Genomic DNA, 23422 nt, shown 5'->3' with positions numbered 1-23422 from the left:
AATTAATCAAATGTGACTTGATTTGTCAGTCCTATAGAATTTATTTTCATCACTGACTTCTAATTCCTCAATTCTTTTTTGATAAAATAGCTGAAACTGTGAAATGAGAGTTTTTAACTTTGAGATGTGTAAATAAATACTAAGCTAAGTTAACCGTCAGTTTTTTCTATTCTCTCTCTTATATCGTTCAAGTCTATATATCTATCAGTAGCATTACGTAGTTCTCTGGCGATCATTCCTTCAGTTGATACTACTGTAATATGCGTATTTTTTGAGCGTAATAGTTCGATAGCTCTTTCAAAATCACCATCTCCGCTGAATAATACAACTCGGTCATATTGATCTACCGTATTAAACATATCAACGACAATTTCAATATCTAAATTCGCTTTTTGGGAGTAACGACCGGAAGCATCATCATAATACTCTTTGAGGATTTTCGTGCGAACTGTATATCCTAAACTGATGAGTGCATCTCGGAAACCCCGTTGGTCTTGTGGGTCTTTTAATCCAGTGTACCAGAAAGCATTGATTAATGTAGTTTCTGACTGTTCGTATTTGAAATATTCTAAAACCCGTCGGGGGTCAAAAAACCAACCATTTTTTTGTTGAGCATAGAACATATTGTTTCCGTCTACAAAAATAGACAGACGATTCATTGGAGAACCCATAAAAATTTACACCTAAATAATAGATAAGAATGTTAGAGGGAAGAATAGATTATAGCAATTATCAAGTGGTAATTTCGCTAATATCTTTAAGGTACATAATTATGTATAGCCATTATCTTACCTCTTTTAAAGCCAAAATTTGGACAAAATATCCCAGTTGAGATCCGAATTATTTAACTTGTTTCACCTCCGGGACTTGTAAATATGTTGTCTGATCAAAATCTACCAATAAAATTGACCTAGTAACAGGATTGTAAACTAGATGATATTCAATTTTACTCCTAAAGAGGTACGGGATAGGATTCTGGAGAAGGAATGGGCTGATCTTCATCAATAGATTTTTTCATCGACTGTAGGGATGATTTCAGAGGATTATCAATGCTTCAGGAGAGAAGACTATTGAGGATACGCATCTAGGATATCCTAGATGGACACCTAAAATTTGAAGAATACTCTATGAAAGTAGTTTGAATAATTTGATGACTCCGAATATAAATTTTTATGACAACTAACCTGATCTGCGATCACAGGGGTGGGTTCAGTTGCGTAAATATGGGAATGTATCTGTACAGAGTTTTTATACAATGAATATACTGATATGAGTTGGATAAAAATTAAAGGATGGGTGAAAAAGGGATAAGATGGTCATTTAAGTCTTAAATTTGCAGTTTTTAGCAGTCGAACAGGGTTCTGAATCAATATAAGTATTGTACTTAAACTAGTCAGTACAACAATATCGCCCCAGAACCTATATCTAGCTTAACCAAAAAATCAGATTCTGTTGGCAAATTAGAAAAGCAGCCTGGTGCGAGTGGTAGATTTGAGTCATTTACACTAATTAACCTTGTCCATCATTTCGTCAGATTCGGAGTTTCTAAATATTGTTTCTCTGGTTGAGGATAAACAGTTACCCAATCTAAATACCGAATTGGCGGAAATAACTCAACTTTAGCGATTGATGCCGGGAGTTTCTTTAAATCCAAGGACTTAATTTTACCTATGGCTAAACCAGCGGGAAACTTCTGACTATAAGTAGATGTGGAAACTAAATCGCCTACTTTAACATTAGGCACTTTTTCATAAAACTCTAACACCCCTTCAGCGGAAGCATCACCTTGCAAAACTCCTTTAGCTGATGTGCGGCTGACAGTTACACCCACTTGACTTTTTAAATCACTAACCAACAATACACTGCTAGTATTAGTCGTCACACTTTCTACTAAACCCACTAATCCCCCATCGGCTTTAACAATAGAACCTTCTTGAATGCCTGATGCAGTCCCCCGATTCAAAATTACCTGTTGCCACCAATGATCTGCACTCCGTCCAATTACCCTTGCTATAATTGGCTTCTGTGGCAAGGTTTCTTTTTCTACGTAACTCAGTAAACTTTTTAATTTTTCATTTTGGCTTTCTAGATCGACGATGCGAGTCTGTAATTCTAAAAATCTTGCATCTTTAATACTTTGCTCAGGAATCGTCCCTGACTGCACCATCTGTAATGGAATGGTGATTCCTTGATAGATTTCGCGTAATAATGCCCCTTTTGTTTCTCTGATTGTCCAAGCACTACCTACAACTAAGGCCAATAACCCTATTTGTAATCCCTTATATTCCCACCAGCGCTTTAAAGTAAACATAAACATACCTGTATATATTTTTTATAAATTATTCAGGAGTTGCAAAAATATTGCTTAGGAACGCAAATTTAATCACCTGCAATTCTGATTTAACCGGAAATGGTGCGTTACGCTTTGCTTTAGCGTAGCCATGCTCGCAGAGCTTTACACACCCTAATTTTGTACTTTATTTAATCTATACTCCTTAGTAAGACTTTCCGTGATCATTATCCCTCAACTTCCCTATACTTCTGTTGAAAACAATAGACATCTCCGGAAATTAAATATGCGTGACCTAAAACCCTTGTAGAGACGTTCCATGGAACGTCTCTACAATATTTACCGAAGCTGTCTAATGGATTCTATAATTTTGACACTCTCAGGGAAGACAGCCACTGAGATTCTACTGACAGAATTAGATTAAAGGTTTAGCCTAATCTAATCTCGCTGCGACCGTCAAACGCCGCCTAGACGCTCAATACAACCACCAATCAAGGTGTCGAAATTGCGCTTACTTTTATTGTTTTCAGTGTTTTTGTGAGTCCATCACTAAGCCAAGATGCGGTACGCTCCACAACCTGCCATTACTTGCTCTTTCTTGTCATACTGCCGCTAGGACTTGAACCTAACCGTTGTTTCTTATGAGCCGGGATTTCTCCGTACTAGGATGTTTCAACACGTAGATGTTTATTGTTCTTACTCACGATTTCATTCTAGCATACCACAGGGATTAAAATCCCTCGTGTCGCTTCCCTCTGTTGGGAGCCAAGCCACGCTCGTTTCCCACTTACCGCGAGGTCTTATGAATAAATACAGAACCCATATATTCCTACTACATATTACGGGAATGCCCGCTAAATACTCTCTCCAATTGTTTGAAGTTTTCTAATACACGACCTGTTCCCAACACTACACAGCTTAAAGGGTCTGCCGCAATGTGAGTCACAAGACCTGTCTCATGACTAATTAATGTATCCAGACCTTTGAGTAATGCACCACCTCCTGCCAACATGATCCCGCGATCAATAATGTCTGCTGCCAGTTCTGGAGGTGTCCGTTCTAGTGTCCGTCTCACTGCTTCGATAATTACCGCTAGAGGCTCTACCATACTTTCCCGAATTTCTGGGCCTTTGATGCTTACAGTTCTGGGTAATCCAGAAAGTAAATGCAAGCCCCGGACTTCCATGACACTATCATTATCATCTGCGGTCGGATAGGCAGAACCAATCTTAATCTTAATATCCTCAGCAGTCCGTTCACCAATTACCAGATTATGAATTTTCTTCATATACTGAGTAATCGCTTCAGTTAGTTCATCTCCAGCAATGCGGACTGACTCGCTAATTACTGTACCCTGAAGACTTAATACCGCTACTTCTGTTGTGCCACCACCTATATCAATTATCATGTTACCCGTAGGTTCTGCAACTGGCAGTCCCGCACCGATTGCCGCTGCAACTGGTTCATCAATTAAATATACTTCCCTCGCTCCGGCTTGATTGGCTGCATCCATGACAGCCCGTCTTTCTACTCCTGTGACACCACTAGGAATGCCAATGATAATGCGGGGACGCATCAGCGATCTTCCCTCATTTACCCGCTGAATAAAGCTTTTTAGCATCAATTCAGCCGTGTCAAAGTCAGCAATCACACCGTCACGCAGGGGACGGAGGGCAATTACATTGCCTGGTGTCCGTCCGAGCATTTTTTTGGCTTCTTCTCCCACTGCCAGTGCCACCTTGAGATTTTGATCAATGGCAACTACAGAAGGTTCTTGCAGGACAATTCCTTTACCAGACACATAAACTAGGGTATTGGCTGTACCAAGGTCGATACCCATATCCCATGATGGACGAAAATTTCTGAAAAGATCCACGCTTCTCTTTGCCCCTTATTTGCGATACTTAATAACTACAAAGATAAAAGTTAATAATGATAGATTCCATGATGTTTGCTTGCCTGACTCCAGTAACCTAGACTATTTTTTTATCTAGCTTTTGTCAATCTTGATTTTAGTTTCACGAATCTTATGTTCTATTTTTTCATGGTCAGTCAGTATAACCGTATATTTTTTTTAATGTCAAGTATTTTTTGAATTTTTGTGTGAGTTAACTGTTGGGATTCTAACATATTTTCAATACTTTCACAATTAGTTATTATAGAATCCGGAATAGTACAATACAAAGTTACTAAGAAATAAAAGCCATGAGCATTAATGTTGTCACTCTTATTGGCCGTGTAGGCATCGATCCTGACATGAAGTTTTTTGATTCGGGTAAAGTTAAATGTAGATTGACTCTAGCAGTCAGTCGTCGTACCCGTGAGGGAGAACATACAGACTGGTTTAACTTAGAATTATGGGGAAAAACTGCGGAAGTTGCGGGTAATTATGTTCGGAAAGGCAAACAAATAGGCGTTAAAGGTTCTTTGCGGTTTGATTCCTGGAGCGATCGCCAAAGCGGAGTTAGCCGTTCTAGTCCAGTGATCAATGTCGAGCAACTAGAATTACTAGGTTCTAAGCGTGATGGTGAAGGTGGGGGAGCAGATATGTCTCCAGATAATTTCTAATTAGTGAGTTGTCAGTTGTTAGTAGGGGCGAAGCATTTGGAAGATAAATTATCGGTCATTGCCAAAAATAGTTCTCCAAATGCTTCGCCCGTACAGTTGTTAGTTGTTTTTTCCTTGCCATTGACCACTGACCACTGACCACTGACTAATAACTAATTTGCAATGTTACTGATGCTTGTACTTCCTGTTCACCGGCAATTATGGGAGTAGAAGCATCTGCATTAGCTAATTTAGCCTCAGCCCGGTAAAGCATGGGAGGTGGTGGTGGAGTTGCACCATTGACTTGAATACTGACAATTTCTTTTTGTTGTAATCCCAGGCTACTTAAAACGGCTTCTGCTTGCTGTTGGGCATCCTGGGTAGCTTTTTTCAGAGCTTGTTTTTGGGCGATCGCAATTGCTTCATCACTAGCAATAAAACTCACACCGTTAATTTGTGTCGCTCCAGCCTTCACAGCTTCATCTAACAATGTTCCGGCTTGATCTGTAGGAATGCGGAAACTGACTGTATTACTGGCAGCATAACCAGTGATTCGTTGGACATTATTGCTGTAGCTATACACTGGATTCAGGCGAATTCCTGTAGTTGTCAATTTTTCCACATTACGTTTTTTCAGCAATGTCACCACAGCGGATGATTTACGAGCCGCTTCTTTTTGGACATCTTCAGCGGTTTTTCCTTGAATTTCCACACCTAAACTCACTTGAGATAAAGTTGTAGAAATTGTTTCTACTCCCCGTCCACTCACGGTTAAAGTTCGCCATAATTTTGCCTTTTCTTGCGCCGATGCAGGTAATATAAAAGTCGCGCATATCAATATACTCAAGGATAAGATCTTCCCAAAATTCCTGGTAGGAAAACGAGAATTGGATAAAATAGTGTTAGACATTCTGCTGGCACTCCTCCAAAAACGGATCAATTCTTGGTTAACTGTTAATTATCAACTAATTATCAACAACCACCAAAACATTTTTACCACTTGTTTTATCATCTCAGCATTAACCAAATTTACCGCTAATGTAAGCTTTGGTATCTTCCTGTTGAGGGTTGCTGAAAATTAGCTCTGTCGAATCGTACTCTACTAAATACCCAGCCCGTCCACCTGATTCTGAGGCTCTGACATTAAAAAACGCCGTTTTATCAGATACTCGTGATGCTTGCTGCATATTGTGAGTGACTATGACGATGGTATATTGCTCTTTAAGTTCATGAATTAGTTCTTCAACCCGCGAGGTAGAAATAGGATCAAGAGCAGAACATGGTTCATCCATGAGGATAACTTCTGGTTGTACTGCGATCGCTCGGGCAATACATAAACGTTGTTGTTGTCCACCGGATAAAGATAAACCATTTTGGCGCAATTTATCCTTGACTTCATCCCACAAAGCCGCTTGTCGCAAACTCCGTTCTACTAATTCATTCATATCACCCCTGTAGCCATTAATTCTGGCCCCAAAAGCAATATTTTCATAAATTGACTTGGGAAATGGGTTGGGTCTTTGAAACACCATACCAATACGTCTCCGCACCTCTACGGGATCAATATTGGGTGCATAGAGATTTTTATCATAGAAATAAACTTTACCTTCGGCTCTAAATGATGCGATTAAATCATTTAGACGGTTATAACATCGCAATAATGTACTTTTACCGCAGCCAGATGGTCCAATAAAAGCCGTCACCCGATTTTTAGGAATATCTAGCCAAACATTCTGTACAGCCAAAAAATTGCCGTAGTAGATATTGAGGTCTTCTGTGCGTAAAACCGATTCAGCCCCATTAATCGTGCTAATTGTAGTAGCCATAAATACTTAAATGAATGCAGAATTTAGAATTTAGAATTTAGAATTACGTTTTGCAACGGGGATTTTACCCCGACGCAAAACCCGCTGCTTGTAGAAGCAGGGGACTTTAACCCCCAAAGGTAAGTTAAAGAATAAGTTTTTCGGGATGAGTTTCAGTTTTGTTAACTAAACCTTTTGTTTAGTCACCCAGCGAGTAATAATACTAGTAATTAAAACCATCATTACGAGGATTAAAGACGCAGCCCAAGCTAGAGATTGCCAAGTTGGGAAGGGAGAAGTAGCAAAGTTGTAGACTAAAACCGCGAGAGAAGCAGTAGGTTTGAGAATGCTATCCGGCCAAAAAGCAGAAAAAAGAGCCGTAAATATTAATGGTGCTGTTTCTCCAGCAGCCCGAGCGATCGCCAAAGTAGAACCAGTGACAATTGTTGGTAATGCAGCCGGCAATACCACCAGGATCACAGTTTGCAAATTACTTGCACCTAATCCAACAGACGCTTGCCGCAAATCTTGAGATACTAATTGCAAAGCTTCGTCTGTAGTTTTTACAATAATAGGTAACATCAAAATTGCTAAGGCAAATCCACCCCCCAGGGCTGAGTAAGAGCCTAAATTCAGCTTTACTAAGGTCAAAACCACAATTCCATAAGCAAATACCCCAGCAATAATAGAAGGAACACCACTGAGGACGTTAGTAGCAAAACGTATCCATCTAGCAATCTTTTGGGAACTAAACTCATTTAAATAAATTGCGGCCAATACACCAAAGGGAACACTAATGACAGCGGCAATCCCGACCATGAGAATTGTGCCAACAATGGCATTACCAAAACCGCCATTTTTGCCAAAAGGCGGCGGTGGTAACTGCGTAAAAATATTGAGATTTAAACTACTAAACCCTCTAATTACTACATAATAAAGCACTGCCAACAAGGGGACTAGTGCCAATGCTCCACAGATAAAAGCTAATCCAGTCATTGCTGTATTCAACAATGTCCGAGGAGAGGAAGGAGAACGAGTCAGGCTTCTTTGCTCAAAAGAAGAAGTCATAATTTAACCTATCACTATAGTCTCTGGACTCGCGCCACAATAAACTCTGCCAGAATATTGACTATCATCGTCAATAGAAATAGGATTAAAGCTGCATACATTAAAGCAGCAACTTGTAACCCATTAGCTTCAGCAAATTGATTTGCTAGTAGGGAAGAAATTGTATTAGATGGTGCTAAGAAAGAGATGTTAATATTATTGGCATTACCAATTAACATTGTCACAGCCATTGTTTCACCCATGGCTCTACCAAGTGCCAACATCACCGCACTGACAATGCCAGAAAAAGCAGCGGGGATAATAACTTGAAAAATTGTTTCCCAACGGGTTGCACCGATTGCCAAGGCAGCTTGACGTAAACCCGAAGGTACAGAAATCAAAGCATCACGAGAAATAGCGGTGATAATTGGCAAAGTCATAATTGCTAAGATCACTCCCGCAGGTAACATTCCTGGCCCTGTAGGTGAGGTACTAAAAATAGGTAGCCAGCCCCAATAATGATGCAGCCATTTGCCCAAATCAGTTAAAATCGGGATTAAAACAAAAATTCCCCAGACTCCGTAGACAACACTGGGAATGGCAGCTAGTAATTCTACTAAAAATACCAGTACCAATTTTACCTGGGAGGGCAAAAAATCCTCACTCAATAAAATCGCTGTCCCCACACCAATTGGAACTGCTAAAACTAGTCCGATTAAAGAACTCATGAGAGTCCCATAAATCGCAGGTAATACCCCATATTCATTATTAACAGGGTTCCAATTGCTGGTGATTAAGAAATTAATCCCGAATTTTTGGATCGCTGGACTGGCCGCAATAGCAACTTGCAAGGTAATCCATAATAAAATTCCAGCAATTGCTAGGGCAAAAATTCGAGTTAACCAAATAAAGCTCCGATCTAGATTTCTGTCTATTTCCGAGCGATTTTTCGTGACTAATTGGGTTTCTGGAAAATTTATGGCCATGAATGCTGACTCTAAGATGTGGGAAAAAGCTAACTTTCTCAAAACTAGTACAATACGGCGTAAGTTAAGCAACCATTAAAAATCCCTGAAAAGCTTATACCATCTGCTTTTTAATTTTTAATTGTTAATTTTTAATTCCGCCCTGCGGTACTAGCTTGTCATTACTTTGTAGTTTTAGGATCAGCGCCAAGAGAGATTTTATAATCAGGACTAATTTGATCAGCAGCAGCAGCCACTTTAGCAATCACATTTGCTGGTAAAGGAACATACCCTAATTGAGTAGCTAACTTTTGTCCATCAGTTAAAGCGTACTCAATAGTTGCTTCTATTGCCTTGGCTTTACCAGCATCAGCATATTTTTTATAAGCGAGAATCCAAGTATAAGTGACGATTGGGTAAGAACCTTCCCCTTCAGGATCAGAAATAAAAGCGCGAAGATTTTCTGGTAAAGTTACTGATGCTAACGTTTTAGATGCTGATTCTTCAGAAGCCAAAACAAACTTTTTAGCTTTATTTTCTAAACTCGCAAATTTGAGATTACTTTGTTTGGCATAGCCATATTCTACATAACCAATAGCACCTGGAGTTTGTTGAATTTGGGCGGTAATACCTTCATTGCCTTTAGCACCAATTCCTACAGGCCATTTTACACTTTTACCGTCACCTACTTTAGTTTTCCATTCTGGACTAATGGCGCTAAGGTGTTTGGTAAAAACGCCTGTAGTCCCGCTACCATCAGCCCGATAAATAACTTTTATCTCGTCTTTTGGTAATTTTACATCAGGATTAGCTTGAGCGATCGCCGGATCATCCCAAGATTTGATTTTACCTAGTAAAATATCAATATAAACTGCTCGTGGTAGTTTGAGTATAGCTACGCCACCGGAGCTATCAGCAATATCTGGTAAGTTATAAGCGAGAACAATACTACCAGCAGTTACAGGTAGTAAGATCACTCCTTTATCTGCGGGGATATTCTGAATTTCTTCATCTTTCATGGCTACATCACTAGCACCAAAGTCTACTGTCCCTTTGGTAAACTGCTCAACACCAGCACCACTACCAACTGGCTGATAGTTAACTTTTAAATTGGGATATTTTTTGTTTAACTCCGCAAACCAGGTTTGGTAAAGGGGTGACGGAAAAGTAGCACCGGCACCTGTTAATTCAATATTACCTCCTAAATCTAGTTTGCTGGAAGCAGTTGTAGTTTGACTGGAAGATTTGTTAGGAGTGGGATTCGTTGAGTTAGTTTCTCCACAGGCAGATAAACTAATTGCTAGTGTGAATACCGATATTAAAGCTATCAGGCGATTATGCTTCATTGCACTTAGAGGTAATGGTAGTAATGTTAATTTTTAGCTAAACACCTCTAACATACTTCTAAAAAATTGTTTCAGAGACTTACAAATCAAAAATACCCCATAAGACTGGATAATCTTTTTTGTGAAGTTCTCTTATCGGTAAAGAAATGGGGAAAGCTATATTTATAGTATTTGCGTATTTTACAAGTTGATCATATCATCCTTTGACATCAGCCTACTTTTTTTGTTTTTTTCCATTCCCTTGATTAGCTCTTGATTCTAATGTAAACTCTGGTATTTCTTCAAGTTCATCTTCACTTAAACTATACTGTTCACACACAAGACTTAACCGATTTCCAGGAGTTGTCACTGCATTGACAGAATGAGTTAAATCACCCTGAAAGTAAATTAAAGAATTGGTTTGCGGTTTAATTTGTCCCACTTGGCGTTTTTGCAACTTCAGCACCAATTCTCCTCCCTCCATATCTTCTGGTACACGTACATAAAGAACGCTCACAAATGCAGGAGGTTCAACGGTTTTACAATAGGAACGCAAAGACCGGTCAATATGGGGGTCAACGCGAGAACCTGCTTTGAGTAGTAAAGGATTCAGATAAAAAGCATTACAATTAGGCAAAAGTGCCAAATCTAAATAAGGCTTAAAATAGGGGAATTTTTGAATAACTTCTGCTAAACCTTGACGCTGAAATACCACAGAAAAGCCTTTAGTATTGATAAAATCTCGGTTAAGGTTATTGATAGCAAAATAGGGACAAGCTTGGATTTCTCCCCACAAGTCCTGGAGATATTGAACAGGAAAGGCGTTAGGATGTTGTTGATAGTATTTCACGGTCTTAAATTAATGGATATTGAGTTTAATTTTTGTCTGAATCAGGATATCCAGGATTAGAGGATTAACAGGATGTTTGACATTTCTATAGTCTTTCATAGTCTTAAATTAATGGATATTGAGTTTAATTTTTGTCTGAATCAGGATATCCAGGATTAGAGGATTAACAGGATGTTTGACATTTCTATAGTATTTCATAGTCTTAAATTAATGGATATTGAGTTTAATTTTTGTCTGAATCAGGATGCCCAGGATTAGAGGATTAACAGGATATTTGACATTTCTATAGTCTTTCATAGTCTTAAATTAATGGATATTGAGTTTAATTTTTGTCTGAATCAGGATATCCAGGATTAGAGGATTAACAGGATGTTTGACATTTCTATAGTCTTTCATAGTCTTAAATTAATGGATATTGAGTTTAATTTTTGTCTGAATCAGGATATCCAGGATTAGAGGATTAACAGGATATTTGACATTTCTATAGTCTTTCATAGTCTTAAATTAATGGATATTGAGTTTAATTTTTGTCTGAATCAGGATGCCCAGGATTAGAGGATTAACAGGATGTTTGACATTTCTAGGGAATACCTTAATAAAACAATCAATAAAAATCATGATCAAAAAACCCATCAACAAAACCATCAAACCATCCTGTACATCCTTAAATCCTGGACATCCTGATTCAGACAATGATATTTCCAGGGAATACCTTAATAAAACAATCAATAAAAATCATGATCAAAAAACCCATCAACAAAACCACCAAACCATCCTGTACATCTTTAAATCCTGGACATCCTGATTCAGACAATGATATTTCTAGGGAATACCTTAATAAAACAATCAATAAAAATCATGATCAGAAAACCTATAAACAAAACGACCAACCCATCCTGTAAATCCTTAAATCCTGGACATCCTGATTCAGACAATTGCAAGAGTAAAGGAAAGAACGGAAAAGGGCAAAAGAGCAAGAGTATAAAGGGCTACAGAGTCCACGCAGTACCACACACAACACGAAAACCGTAGGAGTTGTAGTCGAAGCCCGCATGATCATGTCCACGAAAAGCCGAACGGCAATTTCCAGGAGTGCTGCTCCAAGAACCGCCGCGCAGCATCTTGTCATTCTTTTCATAATAACTTTCATGCCAATCGTTTTGACACCATTCCCAGACATTTCCGTGCATATCATATAATCCAAATTCATTGGCTATTTTAAAACTTCCTACTTCTGTTTCCCTGCGTCCTGGCTCATTTTTTGGTGAACCCATCATAAAACTACCACCGGGAATTGCTACCATTTCTAGTTGAATACCATTACCTAAGTCTTCTATAAACTGCTGGGCTTGTTTTTGTTTTCTCTTAATACTCAATTCTGTTTTTTGTTTCGGCCATCCTAATTTTTTAAGCTCAATAGTAGCAACTTCAAAGTTAAAAGGTTCTAGATTAATAGATGTCTCATTTTCTGTGATGATAGCAGATTCAAATTCAAAGGTTTTGATTTCTGGTAGAGGTAATTCGTGAATTACCCCTACTGGGTTTAACTGTTCTGCTAACCTAGCATAATCTCCCCCTAACTGACGCAATACTTGTTGATTAATCTCAGCAAAGGGGAAAATTTCTGCTTTTGTCTTTTCATCCAAATCAGAATTAGGAAATAGCAATGCAGGAAAACTTCTAATTGATATACCAGCTTTCTGACATATATATTCAGAAACAGCTTTGAACATGGCTTCAATTTCTGTTAATCTTACAGAACGCCATAAAACTTCTCGCACTCCCTCAACAAATTCATATTGCCACTTTTCTGGCTGATTTTCTTTACTAATTAACTTAGGTTCTAACAAACCACTCATAAAAATTTCCGCCAAAATAATTGGCTTTCTTGGTGGTGGCAACATTTTTTCTTGAATCAGATGAATTACAGGTATACTTACAGGTGCAGAAGACATCAAATTTGCTAATCTTCTCGCTAAAGGTGAAGCACTATGATAAAATTTATTAACTAATGATTCTGGATCTTTTGTTGTTTGTGAACTGGATAATTTATCTGTTGGTTTTAAATCTTGCCAGTTAGGCATAAATAAAATACCCACTGTGTCAATATTACCTGTACCTGCAATCACTTTTGCCCAATATTCTAAAGATTCAGGTTCTAAAATCACAATAGGTAACTTTAACGCTTGATTGGGTTTTTCTTCTAACCAGAAAGGGAAATCATGAATAGTCAATTGAGAATTGAGTAAACCTGGTTCAATCGCACTTAAAGAAACGGAAATACCCAAATCTAAAACAGTGCGTTCCCATAATTGTTCTGGTAATAATTGCAGAATTGTCACCGGAACTTGTTTAGACCACAATTCTAATAATTTGTGTATTTCTCCTTCCCACCATAAAGAGGAAATACAATCACTAATTAATAATATTAAACGTCTGCCATTAGGTTCTAATAATTCTTTGGGACTGCGGGAACGTTGTTTTTTTGTGGCTTTTCTCTGCTGGTGAAAAAATTGCGGTTTACCATCATTTGTGCATAAATTCCAAGTATAAACATTTCTAAAAGCTCCATGTCTTTCCATTAATTTGCGAAACTCATTGATAGTTTCTTCCCAAACCACAGTCGCGCGATTTTCTTCAACAACTATCACCAAATCTAACCAACGTTCTCGCGCAGGTTTTAAAACTGGTATCCAAACATCATTTTCCGCTATTTGTTGGGCTGTATTTTCTTCATCTAAAACAAATTTTATCCGAGATGGAACTTTCCGCATCAATGGACGGAGTGACCTACCAATTTCTAAAGCATTAGGTAAAGCAGCAACAGCAGGAGATTTAAAAGGTACTCCTGATGATGCAGGTTTTGATTTTTCAGAGGTTGATTTTTCAGTATAATTAGATTGAGAAATAGAATCCACAGCATTTCTTGTATAAGCTTTAGCTGTAGTTTCTTGAATGTTTTCTACTGTAGAATCATCCGAAGCATCTAAATTTTGATAACTTTCTCGTTGAGGTAATTTAGAAATCTCAGTTTGAGAAATTTGATTTGGTTGAGTAACTTCATCAACAGATGTAATTGCTAATGGTAATTTGATCTGGTTTGCTAACCAAATAGCATCAGCAATTTCCTCTGCACTCATGTCCAGTTCTAGGTGTTGTAGAAGTTTAATCAACCTGTTCATCATGAATCCTCGGAACTATCTAAATACTTTAATATTTTCTCAATCAAATCATCTGTAGGTTGGGTTGTTCGCGTCAGCGTTGCGAAGCAATGGAACGAAACCCAACACCAAACTTCACTATCTCCCCTTAGAGGATGTTTTAAAAGTTTTTAATGTGTAAACAGACCCCTCTCCAAACCTCTCCCCTACCAGGGGAGAGGCTTTAAAACCCCCATTCCCTTGTAGGGAAGGGGGGGAGGGGGGTTAGGTTTTTGGAGATTATGGGTTTCATATAATACTTTTCAAACAACCTCTTAGAGGATGTTTGAAAAGTTTTTAATGTACAAACAAACCCCTCTCCAAACCTCTCCCCTAAGCGGGGAGAGGCTTTGAAACCCCCCCTTCCCTCGTAGGGAAGGGGGGCTGGGGGGTTAGGTTTTTGGAGATTATGGGTTTCATATAATACTTTTCAAACAACCTCTTAATGTTGGGTTTCACTTCGTTTAACCCAACCTACAATTATTTACTTCTTAATCATGAATCCTCGGAACTATCTAAATACTTTAATATTTTCTCAATCAAATCATCTTTAGTTGTCCCTGTTGGTGAATTTTCTCTAGTAACTAAGTAAACAGCGTTAAGAAGTTGATCTGTTGCTAATTCCCCATTTTGATATAAATTGTGCTGTATTGTCGTTATGATTAAATTTTTCATTACTATCTAAATTACGTTTATCCCAATCATACAAATCTTTAACAATACCTTCTACTGTGGTTTGAGGCGAATTTACTAAACCACAAGATTTATAAGCTGTTTGAATAGCAGAATTTATAGCTGTATCCAGATTAGCAGTTAAGGCTTGAATGAGGCTCAAAAAACTCCAAGATTCAATTATGATTTTTGCAGGAATCATGTATCCCACTTTAACATTTCTTCGTGGTTCCGCATAAGGTTGTCCATAAAAGTTGTTCCATCTTCTAAAGCAAACTCAACTAATTGCTTTTCTGCCATATTAGATATATATTGTGAATCAGGCTAGTAAGGTCAAATATACCACATTGCCAACATATTTAAACAGCACAAAATAGCACTAAAGATAGTTGTCGCATAGCTAAAGGTATACTTACCCCAAACTTACCCCAATAAAATTTGGGACGAGTATTAAACCCGTCCCAGAACTACCTAAAACCGTGAATTAATCGGTTTTAGCTGTTTTCTCAAAGGCGACACCCGGATTTGAACCGGGGGATGGAGGTTTTGCAGACCTCTGCCTTACCACTTGGCTATGTCGCCGCGCCCACAATTACTAATAGTAGCACCATTTTTCCCAATTTGCACCATCTAGGAGAAATTTTTTTGAAGATTCATGTTTTTACTTAACTGGACAGACAAAAAGCCTGTCCTCCAATGGATCTTAGGGATTTAACTTCACTTCTTCAGCAAAATTCGCCCAGCGCGCAAAGTAAAATGGACCAGCAACAGACCCCCAGATATGCTCATCGGTGTCAGGATTTCGCCCTCTGTCGCGGCTGATGAACTGTTGACCATCAAGTTCAAAATCACTATCTAAATAGGTTCTTTGCCCGTCACGGATGACAATGCAGCCTTTTCCTGGTTCGACTGTGCCTTGGAATTTGTTCCCATTCCACTCTACAATCATGTTACAACCACAGAGTCTTTCCAAGCGATCGCTCGTTAAAGTCTGCAATCTTGGTAAATCACGGGAAGCACCATAAAAGTCTTTTTCATCTTTGACAGTATAGTTTTCAATATGGATTTTATCCCCCACCGTCGTCAGATGTAACACCCGCACCCGATAGGGCTTATTCAGCATATAATCATAAGCTTGTTCCACGAACAAACTTACCCCTGATAATACCCCCCAATCCAGGGGACGCATACATACACGAATATGGGCAAAAAAAGCCGGATTCTCAAAAACCTGGGCTTGATTGCTAAAATCAGCCGCCATCCAACGAGCTAAGGTGACAATATCTGGAGAATGAGTCATACCGATTTCGGATTTGGGAATAGGAATGCAATTAATTTTAAATCCTGATTACCCTCAGTCTACACTTTTCTATTGTATGTACTTAACCAAATCGTCCAGACACATAGTCATGGGTGCGAGTATCTAGCGGATTCCGAAAGATTTGACCAGTCTCCCCGAATTCCACCATTTGACCAATGCGGCTTTCATCGGTGCTGAAAAAAGCAGTAAAATCAGAAACGCGAGTTGCTTGCTGCATATTATGAGTAACAATCACAATCGTGAATTCTGTTCGCAATTTGTGAATTAATTCTTCTACTTTCATTGTAGCGATCGGATCAAGGGCTGAACAGGGTTCATCCATTAGTAAAACCTTGGGTTTAACAGCCAAAGCCCTAGCGATACAGAGACGTTGTTGTTGTCCACCAGAAAGACCTGTAGCAGACTGATGAAGTTTATCTTTGACTTCATCCCACAAAGCCGCACCTTTAAGTGCAGATTCGACAATTTCATCTAATACTACTTTTGGAGATTTACCAGCAATTCTCACACCATAAGCCACATTTTCATAAATGCTCATGGGAAAAGGATTGGGTTTTTGGAATACCATGCCAATTTCCCGACGCAGACGATTGATATTAATCTTAGGATCGTAGATGTTCTGACCAAAAAATTCTATCTGACCTTCGACTTTGACTTTTCCTTCTAATTCACTAATCCGATTAATGGTTTTAATAAATGTAGATTTACCACAACCACTAGGACCAATTAATGCAGTAACTTGATTTTTATAGATATCTAATGATATTCCTTCAATAGCTTTATAGTTTCCATAATAAAAGCTAAGATTCTTGACTTGGATGGCAGTAGTTAAGTTACTCATGATTGACTAAAGTACGAAAGAAAATTTTTTAGTTGACCTTATCTTTTCTTAGCAATTACGCGAGATAGCACGCTGAAAAACAAAACTAAAGTTAGGAGAATGATGGAGGTTGTCCATACTAATTGATTTACGGCTGGATCGGGATTGTTATAAAGGTTAAAAATCAATACTGGTAAGGAAGCAGTAGGACTTAATAAACCATCAGACCAATTTTGACTAAATAAAGCGGTAAAAATTAGTGGCGCTGTTTCGCCAGAAGCTCGAGCTATAGCTAAGGAAATACCCGTAGTAATCCCTGGAATAGCCGAACTAACAATAACACGAAAGGTAGTTTGAAAACGAGTTCCTCCTAAGGCTGCGGATGCAAGACGTTGGGGAACAGGAATCAGCTTTAAAGCCTCTTCCGTTGTCAATACTATCATTGGTAGCATGATTACAGCTAAGGCAAAACCACCGGCAATGGCGCTAAATCCCTTAGTTAATAAAACAATTACACCATAAGCGAACATCCCCACAATAATGGAAGGAACACCTGTCAGAATGCTAGTAACAAACCGGACATACTGAGTAAATGGGTTAGTTTGACTAAATTCTGCTAAAAATATTCCTGTAATTACCCCCACAGGAATACTGAGTGATGCACCGATACCTACCATAAGTATAGTACCAAGAATAGCATTAGCAAACCCATTTTCAATTAATGGATGAAATAACATCTCTAGCTTGAAACCAGAAAGCCCCCGTGACATGATTTCCCACAGTATGGATGATAGTGGCAACAGTGCTAAAACACTCAAACCAAAGGCAATCCCATTCATTGCGTATGTAAATAATTGCCTACCTCTGGATAATGGCTGATACAATTCATCCGCTGTGGACTGATCTATTTCTGAATTTGGATAAGCGCTCATGTTAATTTTGGATTTTGGATTTTAGATTTTAGATTTTTTGTAGAGGAATAAATTGAATTTGGGCAACCACGGGGGGTTTGCCCCTACTTATCTATTCTTTTTACCAACCCACTCCACTACTAATACAGCCGCAATATTTATAGCTAGAGTTAAGGCAAATAAAATTAGACCTAAATAACTTAATGCCCCAATATGTAAACCTGGTTCGGCTTCGGCAAATTCATTGGCTAAGACTGCGGGGATATTATATGCTGGATCTAAAAGAGATATACTAATTTGGGCGGAGTTACCAATTAGCATTGTTACAGCCATTGTTTCTCCTAAAGCCCTACCTAGAGATAGCATTGTTGCACTGACTATCCCAGAAAATGCTGCTGGTAATAAGACTCGAAAAACTGTTTCCCAACGAGTTCCCCCTAAAGCCATAGATGAGCTACGTAACTCTTTAGGAATAACCATTAAAACATCACGAGAAATAGCTGCCATTGCGGGTAAGGTCATAATGGCGAGAACAATACCTGCTGTCAACATATTGTTGCCGGCAGGGTCTTGTGTATTAAATAGTGGTATAAAACCAAAGACACTACTTAACCATTTTTCTATGGGGACGATGAAAGGAATAAAGATGAAAATTCCCCATAAACCAATAATTACACTGGGGATAGCGGCAATTAATTCGATGACAAAGGCTATGGTAGTTTTGACTGGATTTGGTAAAAAGTCTTCACTTGTGACTAAGGCTATGGATATGCCTACGGGTATAGTTAATAAAACAGCGATCGCACTGCTGACCAAAGTTCCGTAGATATAAGGTAATGCCCCAAAAATTTGATTCCCTGTATCCCAATCTTGTCCCCATAAAAAGCCCAATCCAAATTTATCAATAGCTGGTTGTGCTTCTTTAAAAATCACCCAGGTCATGAGAAAGAGGATAGCTACAGTAATACCAGAGAAAATATACACTAGCCATGTAAATCCCTTATCAAACCAGAAATTAACGCCACCTGTCGATCTTAAATCAATATTTCCATCACTTAAATTAGCCATGATCAATAAAAAGTTTATGAAATCTGGTACATTAGATATAAGCGTTCAGCAATCAGCCCGTAGGGGTAATTCATGAATTACCCCCACCAAATTAGGATGATCAAATTTAGCTACGCAACAGTCTAGATGACGGCTGAATGCTTACGTAAAAATTACTTAACGGTGCTATTTACTGTTTGGAGAACACGGTTCACAACATCACTAGGAATTTTAGTGTAGTTGAGGTCATCATTATACTGTTGACCGTCTTTGAGTACCCAGTTAATCCATTTCTTCACAGCTTCAGCTTTCGCAGGATTAGAATACTTTTGATAAACCATCATCCATGTCAAACCAACGATAGGATAACCTTGACTGGGATCTCCGATAAAAACGCGGTAGTTACTAGGAAAAGCTACATTGGATAAAGCTGAGTTAGCAGATGCTAAAGAAGGAGCGACAAATTCACCTTTCTTATTTTGGACTTCTGCTGAATTTAGTTTGTTTTTAGTAGCGAAGTCATATTCAACATAACCAATAGATCCAGGGGTGCTTCTCACTAAAGCTGCTACTCCAGTACTACCTTTACCTTTGAGGACGTTTGGTAAAGTCCATTTGGGAGCGGTGTTAGCTCCAATTCTGCCTTTGAAATAACCACTAATAGCACTTAAATGGTTGGTGAAAATGAATGTTGTGCCACTACCATCAGCGCGAACTACAAATTTAATTGGACTATTTGGTAGATTTGCACCGGGGTTATCCGCTTTAATTTTTGGATCATTCCAGTTTTTAATTTGTCCAGAGAAAATTGCTGGTAATGTGGTACGAGATAATCTCAATTTGTTGACACCAGGTAAATTATAAACAACGGAAACGGCACCACCAGCAGTGGGTACTAAGATCACACCATTCTTAACTTTAGCGATTTCATCATCTTTCATCGCTGCGTCACTACCACCAAAGTCAACTGTTCCCGCAATGGTTTGACGAATACCACCACCACTACCAATGGCTTGGTAGTTAACTTTCAAGTCGGGGTATTTTTTCTTAACTTCACGAGCATAACGTTCGTACAAAGGAGCGGGAAAGGTTGCTCCAGCACCGTTTAAAGTTTGAGCTTGAGCGATCGCACTCAACATTGGACTCAATGCAACAGCCCCGGTTATGACTGAAGTGGCAACAACACGATTCAAAATGGTGGATAAAAAAGCCATACTGCCTCTTAAGTTTTTAGAAATACTTACTTAGGGAATTACATCCTGGTATTAATTTGATACTAAATAGTTAAGAGAAGATTAAGAAACGAACAATCTCAGTTTAAATTCAATTTAAACATTTAATTTTAAGTAGTCGGACAAAATTAAATTCACTCGTTGAGAGAGGGAACAGGGAACAGGTAATTGGTAATTGGTGATTGGTGATTGGTGATTGGTGATTGGTGATTGGTAATTGGTGAAAACTATTCTTCTTTCTCCTGACTCCTGACTCGGTGACTCCTGACTCGGTGACTCCTGACTCGGTGACTCCTGACTCGGTGACTCCTGACTCGGTGACTCCTGACTCGGTGACTCCTGACTCGGTGACTCCTGACTCGGTGACTCCTGACTCGGTGACTCGGTGACTCCTGAACTCCTGACTCCTGAACTCCTGAACTCCTGACTCGGTGACTCCTAATTCTATAAAATATCCTAGCAGTGTTATGTAAATAAACAGTCTGCTAGGAATACGTGGTATTATTTGCCATGTTTGAGCGGATTAGTATTTATTTATTTGCATAACAATACTTTTTTATCCCCAACCACAATAAACAAAAAAGGTGATAAATTGGTTAAGATAATTCATGTAAATGGTTAATTTGTGATTAAAATCAGAGTCCAAGATTGCTAACGGATGTATTTTTTCTGGTAATCTAAGCTGGCACTTTCAGGGTTTTTCATAGTCATGACAACCTTGACTGTGGCAAAACAAGTGATTAAAGAGAATTTTATGGCGCTCATAGTTCAAAAATACGGTGGTACATCAGTTGGTTCAGTTGAACGGATTCAAGCTGTTGCGACTAGAGTTAAAAAAACGGTCAAAGCTGGAAATTCTGTAGTAGTAGTGGTTTCAGCGATGGGTAAAACTACTGATGGGTTAGTGAAACTAGCTCATGATATCTCTAAAACTCCTAGTCGTCGGGAAATGGATATGCTGCTTTCTACGGGAGAGCAAGTTACCATTGCTTTACTAAGTATGGCATTGCAGGAAATTGATCAACCAGCAATTTCGATGACTGGCGCTCAGGTAGGCATTGTTACCGAAGCAGAACACTCTCGCGCTCGGATTTTACATATTGAAACTGAACGCTTAATGCGGCAAATTAATGGCGGCAAAGTGGTTGTGGTTGCCGGATTTCAAGGAATTAGCAGTACAGAAGAATTAGAAATTACTACTTTGGGACGTGGTGGTTCTGACACTTCCGCAGTGGCGATCGCCGCTGCTATCGGTGCAGATTTTTGTGAAATTTATACAGATGTCCCCGGAATTTTAACTACAGATCCGCGCCTTGTTCCCCAAGCTCAATTATTGACAGAAATCACTAGTGATGAAATGCTGGAATTGGCTAGTTTAGGGGCGAAGGTATTACATCCCAGGGCTGTGGAAATTGCCCGCAATTATGGCGTTCCCCTGGTGGTACGGTCGAGTTGGACAGATCAGCCGGGAACTTGGGTAACAACGCCTCCAAGGCAAGATCGGGCGTTAGTGAATTTAGAATTAGCTCGACCTGTGGATGCTGTAGAGTTTGATATTCAACAGGCAAAGGTGGCTTTATTGCGTGTTCCTGATAGACCAGGGGTAGCAGCCCAGTTATTTGGGGAAATTTCCCAGCAAAATGTTGATGTTGATTTAATTATTCAGTCTATTCATGAAGGTAATACTAACGACATTGCTTTTACAGTAAATTCATCAATATTAAAACGGGCAGAAGCAGTATCATTAGCTATAGCACCGATATTTAAAAATCAGCATACTTCAGATGAAGCGGAAGTGATGGTAGAGAAAGATACTGCTAAAGTGAGTATTGTGGGCGCGGGAATGATTGGTCGTCCGGGGGTAGCAGCGCAGATGTTTAAAACTTTGGCTGATGCTGGTGTAAATATTCAGATGATTTCTACCAGTGAAGTTAAGGTGAGTTGTGTTGTTGATGCGGTAGATTGCGATCGCGCTATAGCTGCTCTCTGTCACACCTTTGAAATTAATTCTTCCTATACTGCTTTAGCTTCTCCTAGTGCTAATACCCCTGCTGTGCGTGGTGTCGCGTTGGATATGAATCAAGCGCGAATTGCGATTCGGCAAGTACCAAATCGTCCGGGTATGGCCGCCAAATTGTTTGGATTTTTGGCAGAATATAATATCAGTGTGGATATGATTATTCAATCTCAACGGTGTCGAATAGTAGATGGTGTTCCCCGTCGAGATATTGCCTTTACTGTAGCGAGAATGGACGCAGAAAATGCCCAACAGAAATTACAGCAAGTTGCAGCGGAGTTTGATTGGGGTGAGGTAGTATTAGATCAGGCGATCGCTAAGGTGAGTATAGTTGGTTCTGGGATGGTGGGACAACCAGGTACTGCTGCCAAAATGTTTACAGCTTTAGCCAAAAATCACATCAACATTCAAATGATTGCTACTTCAGAAATTAAAATTAGTTGTGTTGTGGGAGAAGATGAAGGGGTGAAAGCTTTGCAAGTTATTCACTCAGCTTTTGATTTGGCTGGAAGTGAAAAATTTGTAGTTCCAGTGTGAACATATCCAGTCTGATTTTTCTTTTAATTGCAGCATTCGGAGAAATTTCCGGGTGCTACAGTTTTTGGGCATGGTTAAGATTAGGAAAAAGCATCTTTTGGATTATTCCCGGAATTTTTGCTTTGATTATCTTTGCTATTTCCCTAACTAAAGTAGATGCCGATAATGCTGGTAGAGTTTATGCTGCTTATGGAGGAATTTATATCCTTTCATCATTACTCTGGTTGTGGTTAGTTGAAGGAGTAAAACCAAATAGATGGGATTTATCAGGTGTGATAATTTCGCTTGTGGGAACAGTGATTATTTTATTTGGTTCACATAGATAAACGAACGCAGATAAACGCAGATAAACGCGGATGAATTAATGAATTTTATGATTCTGTGCTGTTGTATTTCTTGTTAATAAGATTTACCATCACTACCAAAGTATTCTCGATAAGCACAAACTTGATTATCTCGAATATCAAAAGCAACTGCAACGCGATTTTTATAAGGATTGCCAAATAAGTTACCTTCATCCCGAAATTCAAAAATCACGGTTTTTTCATTGCTAGTAATATTGTCTAAAGAAGTAATCTTAATTCCTGGTTGGAAAGCCTCAGAAACATATTCAAAAAACTCCTTTGCTCGTTCTTTACCTATATTTAACCCGTGAAATTTTCCCATAGGAAACCAAAAGGTAAAATCATCCGTTAGCATATCTAAAAATGCTTGCCAATTACCAGTTTCTAAGCCTTGTGTAAAATACCCAAATGCTTGTTGAGCAATTCTTAAAGTGTTTTCTGATTCTGTCGTCATCTATTTATTCCTGATTGTTCATAATTTACCACGCTGTT

23 protein-coding genes and 1 tRNA gene are annotated in these 23422 nt (G+C 38.9%); 6 read left to right on the top strand and 18 right to left on the bottom strand.

Annotated elements, in window-relative coordinates:
- Window positions 1-149: 149 nt before the first annotated feature.
- The 3 genes from ANA_RS08685 to ANA_RS08675 form a co-directional block, all read right to left on the bottom strand.
- On the bottom strand, window positions 150-671 hold the full coding sequence (locus ANA_RS08685; protein WP_015079695.1) for a LabA-like NYN domain-containing protein: 522 nt from the start codon (window positions 669-671) through the stop codon (window positions 150-152).
- 851 nt (window positions 672-1522) lie between these two features.
- Window positions 1523-2311 carry a rod shape-determining protein MreC gene (gene mreC / locus ANA_RS08680; protein WP_015079694.1) on the bottom strand — a complete coding sequence of 263 codons (789 nt, stop codon included), beginning with the start codon at window positions 2309-2311 and terminating at the stop codon, window positions 1523-1525.
- 811 nt (window positions 2312-3122) lie between these two features.
- Window positions 3123-4130 carry a rod shape-determining protein gene (locus tag ANA_RS08675; RefSeq protein ID WP_041457858.1) on the bottom strand — a complete coding sequence of 336 codons (1008 nt, stop codon included), beginning with the start codon at window positions 4128-4130 and terminating at the stop codon, window positions 3123-3125.
- A gap of 365 nt (window positions 4131-4495) precedes the next feature.
- Between ANA_RS08675 and ANA_RS08670 the strand changes: the two genes are divergently transcribed.
- A complete protein-coding gene (locus tag ANA_RS08670) occupies window positions 4496-4858 on the top strand; it encodes a single-stranded DNA-binding protein (RefSeq protein WP_015079692.1) in 363 nt (120 codons plus the stop codon).
- A gap of 15 nt (window positions 4859-4873) precedes the next feature.
- Window positions 4874-4996: a hypothetical protein gene (locus ANA_RS28160; protein WP_256370272.1), complete on the top strand. Its 123-nt coding sequence runs from the start codon at window positions 4874-4876 to the stop codon at window positions 4994-4996.
- Window positions 4997-5003: 7 nt separating this feature from the next.
- Here ANA_RS28160 and ANA_RS08665 read toward each other — a convergent pair whose 3' ends face one another.
- The 6 genes from ANA_RS08665 to ANA_RS08640 form a co-directional block, all read right to left on the bottom strand.
- On the bottom strand, window positions 5004-5747 hold the full coding sequence (locus ANA_RS08665) for an SIMPL domain-containing protein (RefSeq protein ID WP_015079690.1): 744 nt from the start codon (window positions 5745-5747) through the stop codon (window positions 5004-5006).
- 109 nt (window positions 5748-5856) lie between these two features.
- The gene (gene pstB, locus ANA_RS08660) at window positions 5857-6663 is read right to left on the bottom strand and encodes a phosphate ABC transporter ATP-binding protein PstB (protein WP_015079689.1); all 807 of its coding nucleotides are present in this window, start codon (window positions 6661-6663) and stop codon (window positions 5857-5859) included.
- A gap of 165 nt (window positions 6664-6828) precedes the next feature.
- On the bottom strand, window positions 6829-7710 hold the full coding sequence (pstA, locus tag ANA_RS08655) for a phosphate ABC transporter permease PstA (RefSeq protein WP_015079688.1): 882 nt from the start codon (window positions 7708-7710) through the stop codon (window positions 6829-6831).
- Between the two features lie 14 nt (window positions 7711-7724).
- On the bottom strand, window positions 7725-8675 hold the full coding sequence (pstC, locus tag ANA_RS08650) for a phosphate ABC transporter permease subunit PstC (protein ID WP_015079687.1): 951 nt from the start codon (window positions 8673-8675) through the stop codon (window positions 7725-7727).
- 161 nt (window positions 8676-8836) lie between these two features.
- Window positions 8837-10000 (bottom strand): phosphate ABC transporter substrate-binding protein PstS, encoded by a 1164-nt coding sequence (pstS, locus tag ANA_RS08645; RefSeq protein ID WP_015079686.1) that lies wholly within the window; start codon window positions 9998-10000, stop codon window positions 8837-8839.
- A gap of 214 nt (window positions 10001-10214) precedes the next feature.
- Complete coding sequence (locus ANA_RS08640) at window positions 10215-10829, bottom strand: 2OG-Fe(II) oxygenase (protein WP_015079685.1); 615 nt, start codon at window positions 10827-10829, stop codon at window positions 10215-10217.
- Window positions 10830-11566: 737 nt separating this feature from the next.
- On the opposite strand from ANA_RS08640, the gene ANA_RS26495 reads away from it, so the two are divergent.
- Entirely contained in the window at window positions 11567-11731 is a 165-nt protein-coding gene (locus ANA_RS26495; protein ID WP_158310514.1) for a hypothetical protein, read from the top strand.
- An 87-nt stretch (window positions 11732-11818) separates the two neighbouring features.
- On the opposite strand, the gene ANA_RS27495 is transcribed toward ANA_RS26495, so the two are convergent.
- From ANA_RS27495 to pstS (ANA_RS08590), 8 genes are all read right to left on the bottom strand, one after another.
- Complete coding sequence (locus ANA_RS27495; protein WP_015079684.1) at window positions 11819-14014, bottom strand: formylglycine-generating enzyme family protein; 2196 nt, start codon at window positions 14012-14014, stop codon at window positions 11819-11821.
- 613 nt (window positions 14015-14627) lie between these two features.
- Window positions 14628-14912 carry a hypothetical protein gene (locus tag ANA_RS26490; protein WP_158310513.1) on the bottom strand — a complete coding sequence of 95 codons (285 nt, stop codon included), beginning with the start codon at window positions 14910-14912 and terminating at the stop codon, window positions 14628-14630.
- Between the two features lie 299 nt (window positions 14913-15211).
- A tRNA-Cys gene (locus tag ANA_RS08615) sits at window positions 15212-15283 on the bottom strand.
- A 121-nt stretch (window positions 15284-15404) separates the two neighbouring features.
- The gene (locus tag ANA_RS08610) at window positions 15405-16001 is read right to left on the bottom strand and encodes a chromophore lyase CpcT/CpeT (protein ID WP_015079682.1); all 597 of its coding nucleotides are present in this window, start codon (window positions 15999-16001) and stop codon (window positions 15405-15407) included.
- A gap of 82 nt (window positions 16002-16083) precedes the next feature.
- Window positions 16084-16863 (bottom strand): phosphate ABC transporter ATP-binding protein PstB, encoded by a 780-nt coding sequence (gene pstB / locus ANA_RS08605; RefSeq protein ID WP_015079681.1) that lies wholly within the window; start codon window positions 16861-16863, stop codon window positions 16084-16086.
- Between the two features lie 38 nt (window positions 16864-16901).
- Window positions 16902-17774, bottom strand: a complete 873-nt coding sequence (gene pstA / locus ANA_RS08600) for a phosphate ABC transporter permease PstA (RefSeq protein WP_015079680.1) — start codon at window positions 17772-17774, stop codon at window positions 16902-16904.
- 87 nt (window positions 17775-17861) lie between these two features.
- Complete coding sequence (gene pstC / locus ANA_RS08595) at window positions 17862-18821, bottom strand: phosphate ABC transporter permease subunit PstC (protein ID WP_041457853.1); 960 nt, start codon at window positions 18819-18821, stop codon at window positions 17862-17864.
- A gap of 152 nt (window positions 18822-18973) precedes the next feature.
- Window positions 18974-20014 (bottom strand): phosphate ABC transporter substrate-binding protein PstS, encoded by a 1041-nt coding sequence (pstS, locus tag ANA_RS08590; RefSeq protein WP_015079678.1) that lies wholly within the window; start codon window positions 20012-20014, stop codon window positions 18974-18976.
- A 275-nt stretch (window positions 20015-20289) separates the two neighbouring features.
- Here pstS (ANA_RS08590) and ANA_RS28155 point away from each other — a divergent pair, with 275 nt between their 5' ends.
- The 3 genes from ANA_RS28155 to ANA_RS08580 all read left to right on the top strand — a co-directional run bounded on the left by ANA_RS28155 (window position 20290) and on the right by ANA_RS08580 (window position 22912).
- On the top strand, window positions 20290-20421 hold the full coding sequence (locus tag ANA_RS28155; RefSeq protein WP_256380199.1) for a hypothetical protein: 132 nt from the start codon (window positions 20290-20292) through the stop codon (window positions 20419-20421).
- Window positions 20422-20786: 365 nt separating this feature from the next.
- A complete protein-coding gene (locus tag ANA_RS08585) occupies window positions 20787-22586 on the top strand; it encodes an aspartate kinase (protein WP_015079676.1) in 1800 nt (599 codons plus the stop codon).
- On the top strand, window positions 22583-22912 hold the full coding sequence (locus ANA_RS08580) for a YnfA family protein (RefSeq protein WP_015079675.1): 330 nt from the start codon (window positions 22583-22585) through the stop codon (window positions 22910-22912). The genes ANA_RS08585 and ANA_RS08580 overlap by 4 nt, the downstream gene beginning before the upstream one ends.
- A gap of 73 nt (window positions 22913-22985) precedes the next feature.
- On the opposite strand, the gene ANA_RS08575 is transcribed toward ANA_RS08580, so the two are convergent.
- Window positions 22986-23384, bottom strand: coding sequence for a nuclear transport factor 2 family protein (locus ANA_RS08575; RefSeq protein ID WP_015079674.1), 399 nt, complete (start codon window positions 23382-23384; stop codon window positions 22986-22988).
- Window positions 23385-23422 lie beyond the last annotated feature (38 nt).

Source organism: Anabaena sp. 90, from assembly GCF_000312705.1.
Taxonomy (GTDB): Bacteria; Cyanobacteriota; Cyanobacteriia; order Cyanobacteriales; family Nostocaceae; genus Dolichospermum; species Dolichospermum lemmermannii.
The sequence above is the reverse complement of the archived record's forward strand: the minus strand, read 5'-3'. Positions and strand labels throughout refer to the sequence as shown.

Coding starts and splice junctions, on each gene's coding strand:
- ANA_RS08670 (WP_015079692.1), top strand. CDS start 4,496: ATGAGCATTAATGTTGTCACTCTTATTGGCCGTGTAGGCATCGATCCT.
- pstB (WP_015079689.1), bottom strand. CDS start 6,663: ATGGCTACTACAATTAGCACGATTAATGGGGCTGAATCGGTTTTACGC.
- pstS (WP_015079686.1), bottom strand. CDS start 10,000: ATGAAGCATAATCGCCTGATAGCTTTAATATCGGTATTCACACTAGCA.
- ANA_RS27495 (WP_015079684.1), bottom strand. CDS start 14,014: ATGATGAACAGGTTGATTAAACTTCTACAACACCTAGAACTGGACATG.
- ANA_RS08575 (WP_015079674.1), bottom strand. CDS start 23,384: ATGACGACAGAATCAGAAAACACTTTAAGAATTGCTCAACAAGCATTT.
- ANA_RS08665 (WP_015079690.1), bottom strand. CDS start 5,747: ATGTCTAACACTATTTTATCCAATTCTCGTTTTCCTACCAGGAATTTT.
- pstA (WP_015079680.1), bottom strand. CDS start 17,774: ATGAGCGCTTATCCAAATTCAGAAATAGATCAGTCCACAGCGGATGAA.
- ANA_RS08685 (WP_015079695.1), bottom strand. CDS start 671: ATGGGTTCTCCAATGAATCGTCTGTCTATTTTTGTAGACGGAAACAAT.
- ANA_RS08585 (WP_015079676.1), top strand. CDS start 20,787: ATGGCGCTCATAGTTCAAAAATACGGTGGTACATCAGTTGGTTCAGTT.
- ANA_RS08675 (WP_041457858.1), bottom strand. CDS start 4,130: ATGGGTATCGACCTTGGTACAGCCAATACCCTAGTTTATGTGTCTGGT.
- pstA (WP_015079688.1), bottom strand. CDS start 7,710: ATGACTTCTTCTTTTGAGCAAAGAAGCCTGACTCGTTCTCCTTCCTCT.
- mreC (WP_015079694.1), bottom strand. CDS start 2,311: ATGTTTACTTTAAAGCGCTGGTGGGAATATAAGGGATTACAAATAGGG.
- pstC (WP_015079687.1), bottom strand. CDS start 8,675: ATGGCCATAAATTTTCCAGAAACCCAATTAGTCACGAAAAATCGCTCG.
- pstC (WP_041457853.1), bottom strand. CDS start 18,821: ATGGCTAATTTAAGTGATGGAAATATTGATTTAAGATCGACAGGTGGC.
- ANA_RS08610 (WP_015079682.1), bottom strand. CDS start 16,001: ATGACTCATTCTCCAGATATTGTCACCTTAGCTCGTTGGATGGCGGCT.
- ANA_RS26495 (WP_158310514.1), top strand. CDS start 11,567: ATGATCAAAAAACCCATCAACAAAACCACCAAACCATCCTGTACATCT.
- pstS (WP_015079678.1), bottom strand. CDS start 20,014: ATGGCTTTTTTATCCACCATTTTGAATCGTGTTGTTGCCACTTCAGTC.
- pstB (WP_015079681.1), bottom strand. CDS start 16,863: ATGAGTAACTTAACTACTGCCATCCAAGTCAAGAATCTTAGCTTTTAT.